This window comes from Nocardia noduli, from assembly GCF_019038455.1.
GTDB lineage: Bacteria > Actinomycetota > Actinomycetes > Mycobacteriales > Mycobacteriaceae > Nocardia > Nocardia noduli.
The window spans coordinates 1-5,951 of sequence record NZ_JAFMPL010000192.1 but is presented as its reverse complement, the minus strand read 5'-3'; the positions used below and the strand labels follow the sequence as shown (position 1 = coordinate 5,951).

Here is a 5,951-nt window from a genome sequence, read left to right as displayed (position 1 = left end):
CGCCAAGCACCGGTCGCCACGACCCCCACCCTCACGGCGCGAGCCTTACGAGCGCCCGTTCGCGGCCGTCTCGCGTCCGAGCGGTCGAGACAATGCGACGAAGTCGCGAGTATCGACCGCTCGGACGCGAGACAAGAAGGGCCGCGAACCCGCGGCCCCCGGGCCGCCAAAATTACGGCACGTATCTGCGGAGCCTTCGTGCCGCGAATTCGCGGAAGTACGACAACTTCTCGCCCGGCACGAGCGACGGCAGCAGGAAGTACCACGCGCGTTCCATGCGGGTGGCCATCTGGTCGATGGAGTCCGTGCCGACGGCGACGATGTGTACGCCCGCGGTGATTTCCTGGAGTAGCAGCCCGACCACGTCCGAGTCGAGTTCCGCTTCCAGATCGCCTTGTGCGATGGCACGTTCGGCGAGTACGCGGTAGGTGTCACCCCAGGTTTTGGCGATGTTGTCGCCCTGGGCACCGCGGTAGTCGCCGATCTGGTGCGTGAGTTTGAGCATCGCGCCGACCATCGGGTCGTTCATGGATAGGTCGGCCACCACGTAGGTGATGCCGATGCATGCTTCCAGCGCGGGCACTCGGGGATCGAAGAATCCCTGGCACGAACCGACCAGGCGCTCGTTGCCCTGGTCGACCACGGCGCGTGCGAGTTCTTCCTTCGAGCCGAAGTGAAAGTACAAGGCGCCCTTGGTCACGTTCGATTGCGCGATGATCTCGCTGAGGCTCGCATTCGCATAGCCCAAGCGCAGAAAGACATCGGCAGCGCCCGCAAGGACGGAGTCGCGGGTGATTTCCGCGCGCGCTTGCCTAGCCATCAGATCCGCCTGTCATTCTTGAACCCAGCCATCCTGAAGTAGACCGACATCTCGAAGTAGACCGATACACCGCCCGAACAGCACCCAGAGGATGCGTGAACCGTACCACCAGGTGTACGCCCGTTAACCAATTCGAGCATTCAGCCGGGCCTCCATCGCAATTCGCTGGTTACCTCTCGGGTCGGTCGGTGGACGTGGTCGGCCACTCCGAGTCCAGCTGCGGATCGGCCTCCAGGTGGCGCAGTCCGTTCCAGCAGAGGTTCACCAAATGGGCTGCCACAACCTCTTTGGGCGGTGTGCGGACATCGAGCCACCAGGTCGCGGCGGTGGACACCATACCGACGAGTCCCTGCGCGTAGAGCGTGGCCAGGCTGGTATCGAGTTCGCGGCGCTCGAAATCGCCTGCGAGGATGTGCGCCACCTGGTTGACGGCCTCGTTGAGCAGGCTGGAGTAGCGACCGTCGTCGGTGGCGACCGGCTGGTCGCGCACCAGGATTCGGAATCCGTCGGTGCGTTCCTCGATGTAGGTGAGCAGCGCGAGCGCCACCTGTTCGAGCCGCACGCGTGAACGGTTCTGGGTGAGCGAGGAGGTGATCATGTCCAGCAGCATCGACATCTCGCGGTCGACGACCACCGCGTACAGGCCTTCCTTACCCCCGAAGTGTTCGTACACTACGGGTTTGGAGACCTGGGCGCGTTGCGCGATCTCCTCGATCGAGGTCGCCTCGTATCCGCGTTCGGCGAACAGCGCGCGGCCTATCTCGATCAGTTGCTGGCGGCGCTGGGTGCCGGTCATCCGAGGACGTGCGGGCGAGCCGCTCCTGCGGAGTTTGTCGCCGGTGGCCGGATCGACGGGTTCGCGCCCGGCCGATCGCCCCGCGTCCGGCCTGCTCCTCGAGGTCCCCTGCGGATTACCCATGGCGGTGGAGTGTCGGTCGTTGCGTGGGGAAGTGGGTCGTACGCATTGTCTGGCCTCCCTGCACGGACATTTACCGTTCCGCGACAACTGTTCCAGACAGCGGTGTTCGCGGGTGCGCCGACCCGCGGACTGCCGGGGCGCGATCGACGTTCGGCCGACCGGAGGACACGACTTCGGCGGCCCGGCGGGTACCTCACATACGACGCGCGCGGGGAAAAATCCGCGGGCAGGCGGGCTAGCTCGACTTGACGCGGGGTCTCATGCGAGGATTCATGCCGTGCCGCGGGGCACAGCGGCGGGTTTCCCGATCCGCCGGTGTGACGATCCGCCGTAGTGTAATGGCAGCACCTCTGATTTTGGTTCAGATAGTTCAGGTTCGAGTCCTGGCGGCGGAGCACACCGGCACGATGGCCTATCGTTGGCCGCGCACTATCGCGGACCACATATATGCGGACCCACAAGCACACAGCGCTGACCGAGAACGAAGCCGCCGAAGCACGATGACAGGCAGCCGAGGGAGATCCATGCCACAGCAGACCGCCGTCGTCGTTCTCGCAGCCGGAGCCGGAACGCGAATGCGGTCGAAGACCCCCAAAGTGCTGCATTCGCTAGCCGGTCGAAGCATGCTCGCACACGCGCTGCATGCGGCGAACGAGATCGACCCCGCGTACCTCATCACCGTGATCGGCCACGACAGGGAGCAGGTCGGGGCTGCCGCGAACGCCGTCGCCGCCGATCTCGGCCGCGAGATCAGCCTCGCCATCCAGGAGGAACAGCTCGGCACCGGCCACGCGGTCCGGTGCGCGCTGGACGCGCTGCCCGCCGATTTCACCGGCGACCTGCTCGTCACCTCCGCCGACGTGCCGTTGCTCGACGGCCATACGTTGAGCGCGTTGCTCGACGAGCACCGCAGTTACACCGAACGCTCGGCCGTGACGGTGCTGACCTTCGTCCCCGACGATCCGAACGGTTACGGCCGCATCGTGCGCGACGTGGACGGTCAGGTCGTCGAGATCGTCGAGCACGCCGACGCGACACCGGAGCAGAGCGCGCTCACCGAGGTCAACTCCGGTGTGTACGCCTTCGACGCGTCGGTCCTGCGCGCGATGATCGGCAGGCTCTCCACCGCGAACGCCCAGCACGAGCTGTACCTGACCGATGTGCTGCGACTCGCCCACGACGCCGGGCATCCGGTGCACGGCGCGCGCTTGGTCGATTCGGCCAAGGTGACCGGTGTCAACGACCGGGTACAGCTGTCCCAGGCGACCGGCACGCTCAACCGCTACATCCTCGAGCGGCATATGCGCGCGGGCGTCACCGTGATCGATCCGGCCACTACCTGGGTCGATGTGGGTGTGGAGATCGGCAGGGACGCGGTGCTGCGGCCCGGGGTCCAACTGTTCGGCACCACCGTCATCGGCGAGGACGCCGAGATCGGCCCGGACAGCACTCTCACCGATGTGCTGGTCGGCGACGGCGCGAGGGTGGTGCGCAGTCACGGCGAGGGCGCGTCGATCGGGCCGGGTGCCGCCATCGGTCCCTTCGCCTATCTGCGGCCGGGAACCGTCGTCGGCGAATCGGGCAAGCTCGGCGCTTTCGTCGAGACCAAGAACGCGTCGATCGGCGCGCATTCGAAGGTGCCGCACCTGACCTATGTCGGTGACGCAACCATCGGTGAACACAGCAACATCGGCGCGTCCAGCGTGTTCGTCAACTACGACGGGGTACGCAAACATCACACCGTGGTCGGCTCACACGTGCGCACCGGAAGCGACACCATGTTCGTCGCCCCGGTGACGGTGGGTGACGGCGCCTATACGGCGGCGGGTACTGTACTGCGCAGAAGCGTTCCCCCCGGAGCTCTCGCGGTGTCCGGTGGACCGCAGAAGAATATCGAGGGCTGGGTGCAGCGCCACCGTCCAGGGACGGATGCGGCGCGCGCGGCGGCGGCGGCAGTGTCGGCGGCCGACGAGATGTCGAGTCAGGTTATAGAGCAAAAGGATGGCAAACAGTAGTGACCGCGTCATGGATCGACAACCAGAAGAACCTCATGCTCTTCTCGGGACGCGCTCATCCTGAGCTGGCCGAGCAGGTCGCCAAGGAACTCGATGTCCACGTCACCCCCCAGACCGCGCGTGATTTCGCCAACGGCGAGATCTTCGTCCGGTTCGAGGAGTCCGTTCGCGGCTCGGATGCCTTTGTGTTGCAAAGCTTTCCGGCGCCACTGAACCAGTGGTTGATGGAACAGCTCATCATGATCGATGCGCTCAAGCGCGGTTCGGCCAAGCGGATCACCGCGGTCCTGCCGTTCTACCCCTACGCCCGTCAGGACAAGAAGCACCGCGGCCGTGAGCCGATCTCGGCTCGCCTGGTCGCCGATCTGCTGAAGACCGCGGGCGCGGACCGCATCATCACCGTCGACCTGCACACCGACCAGATCCAGGGTTTCTTCGACGGCCCGGTCGATCACATGCACGCGCAGGTACAGCTCGCGGAGTACATCCGCAACAACTACACCCTCGATCACATCACCGTGGTCTCGCCGGATTCCGGCCGCGTGCGCGTCGCCGAGAAGTGGGCGGATTCACTCGGCGGCTCACCGCTGGCGTTCATCCACAAGACCCGCGACCCGCTGGTGCCCAACCAGATCAAGGCCAACCGCGTGGTCGGTGACGTCGAGGGCCGCACCTGCATCCTGATCGACGACATGATCGACACCGGCGGCACCATCGCCGGTGCGGTCAGCGTGCTGAAGCAGGCCGGCGCGGGCGACGTGGTCATCGCCGCGACCCACGGCGTGCTCAGCCATCCGGCCGCCGAGCGTCTCGCGAACTGCGGGGCCAAAGAGGTCGTCGTCACCAATACCCTCCCGCTGACCGAGGACCAGAAGTTCTCGCAGCTGACGGTGCTCTCGATCGCTCCGCTGCTGGCGCGCACCATCCGCGAGGTCTTCGAGAACGGTTCGGTCACCGGATTGTTCAACGGCAACGCGTAGTACGTTCGTCATGGTTCGGCGGCTCGGACTCCGGTCCGGGCCGCCGACTGCGTTACGTGGGCGCCGTCGACGGCGATAACGCGTGCGACAGACATACGTTCGTAGGAGGGGGAGTCACCGTGACGACACCGCAGGAACCGCAGCGGGGCTGGAGCCTGGAGAAGGCACAGGACAACGTCGCCGATCCGGCCAGGGCCGCCGAGACCCAGGTCTACCGGCCGGGTACCGGGCCGGCGCCGTTCCCGCAGGCCCAGCCGCAGGACGCCGGGCCGCCGCAGTACACGCCGCCCGGGGGTTATCCCGCGTATCCGACCGGCGAGGCGCCGTCGAGTTACCCGGCCGACCCGGCGGGCGCGGTTGCGCCGAGTCACCCCGCCTACCCGCAGCAATCCATCCCCACGTATCCACAGCAGGGCTATCCGCAACAGGGTGGTTATCCCCAGCAACCCGGTTATCCACAGGCCGGGGGCGCCTACGGGCAGCCCGGATATCCGCAGCCCGCGGCGTACGGCTACCCGCCGCAGTACGGCGGACCCGGTTACCAGCCGTACGGCCCGTACGGGCCGCCCCGATCCGATACCCCGGCGTGGTCGATCGCGAGTTTCGTCTGCCTCGGAATCACGGCGGTCGCGGCGGTGCTGTGTTTCATACCGATCGTCGTCACCGCGCCCGCTGGGATCATCTTCGGGATCGTCGGCCATTCGAAGGGTGAACAACTCGGCAAGTGGGCCGCGATCGCCAACGGCGTCGTGCTCGCGATCGCGATCGTGCTGGTCGTCGCCGTCGTCGGTATCGCGGGAATCGGCCACAGCTGATCGCGGCTCGCGCGAATTCCCGGGTTCGGATCCGCGTCGCCGCGCCGAATCCGGGAATACTGTCCGGTATGGACCGTGAACCGTTGGATATGGATATGGGAGACGACGAGCAGGCCGACGAGATCCGCGAATACGAGCGGAACGTCGAGAATCCGCCGGACGACCTGCGCATCCGCTATCGGGAGAACGAGGACGACGGCAGGCTCGGAATCGGCGAAGAACTCGAGCAGGAGTGGTCACGGGGCGATCGGGCGGCCGAAGAAGCCGAGCAGGACGATCGTCCGGCCGAAGCTGCCGCGATGGATATCGTGGACGACACCGATCTGTAGGTATCCGTCAGCTAGCGACCCACCCCGCTCGAGGAAGGCGCTATGACCACACCGCAGCAACCCGGCGACAACC

6 protein-coding genes and 1 tRNA gene are annotated in these 5,951 nt (G+C 66.2%); 5 read left to right on the top strand and 2 right to left on the bottom strand.

The genetic code is table 11. From position 1 onward, the window contains the following. Positions 1-172: 172 nt before the first annotated feature. Both JZ792_RS40510 and JZ792_RS40505 read right to left on the bottom strand, forming a co-directional pair. A complete protein-coding gene (locus JZ792_RS40510; protein WP_216918197.1) occupies positions 173-820 on the bottom strand; it encodes a TetR family transcriptional regulator in 648 nt (215 codons plus the stop codon). A 169-nt stretch (positions 821-989) separates the two neighbouring features. Continuing rightward, positions 990-1,616 carry a TetR/AcrR family transcriptional regulator gene (locus JZ792_RS40505; RefSeq protein ID WP_216918199.1) on the bottom strand — a complete coding sequence of 209 codons (627 nt, stop codon included), beginning with the start codon at positions 1,614-1,616 and terminating at the stop codon, positions 990-992. A gap of 447 nt (positions 1,617-2,063) precedes the next feature. Here JZ792_RS40505 and JZ792_RS40500 point away from each other — a divergent pair. The 5 genes from JZ792_RS40500 (at position 2,064) to JZ792_RS40480 (ending at position 5,878) form a co-directional block, all read left to right on the top strand. Beyond that, a tRNA-Gln gene (locus JZ792_RS40500) sits at positions 2,064-2,134 on the top strand. 129 nt (positions 2,135-2,263) lie between these two features. After that, positions 2,264-3,754, top strand: coding sequence for a bifunctional UDP-N-acetylglucosamine diphosphorylase/glucosamine-1-phosphate N-acetyltransferase GlmU (gene glmU, locus JZ792_RS40495; protein WP_216918195.1), 1,491 nt, complete (start codon positions 2,264-2,266; stop codon positions 3,752-3,754). Beyond that, on the top strand, positions 3,754-4,734 hold the full coding sequence (locus tag JZ792_RS40490; RefSeq protein WP_216918193.1) for a ribose-phosphate diphosphokinase: 981 nt from the start codon (positions 3,754-3,756) through the stop codon (positions 4,732-4,734). The genes glmU and JZ792_RS40490 overlap by 1 nt, the downstream gene beginning before the upstream one ends. A gap of 119 nt (positions 4,735-4,853) precedes the next feature. Further along, complete coding sequence (locus JZ792_RS40485) at positions 4,854-5,549, top strand: DUF4190 domain-containing protein (RefSeq protein ID WP_216918191.1); 696 nt, start codon at positions 4,854-4,856, stop codon at positions 5,547-5,549. A gap of 68 nt (positions 5,550-5,617) precedes the next feature. Then, positions 5,618-5,878, top strand: a complete 261-nt coding sequence (locus JZ792_RS40480; RefSeq protein WP_216918189.1) for a hypothetical protein — start codon at positions 5,618-5,620, stop codon at positions 5,876-5,878. Positions 5,879-5,951 lie beyond the last annotated feature (73 nt).

Excerpts from the sequence above, each read along its gene's own strand:
- JZ792_RS40510 (WP_216918197.1), bottom strand. The coding sequence starts at position 820 with ATGGCTAGGCAAGCGCGCGCGGAAATCACCCGCGACTCCGTCCTTGCG.
- JZ792_RS40505 (WP_216918199.1), bottom strand. The coding sequence starts at position 1,616 with ATGACCGGCACCCAGCGCCGCCAGCAACTGATCGAGATAGGCCGCGCG.
- glmU (WP_216918195.1), top strand. The coding sequence starts at position 2,264 with ATGCCACAGCAGACCGCCGTCGTCGTTCTCGCAGCCGGAGCCGGAACG.
- JZ792_RS40480 (WP_216918189.1), top strand. The coding sequence starts at position 5,618 with ATGGACCGTGAACCGTTGGATATGGATATGGGAGACGACGAGCAGGCC.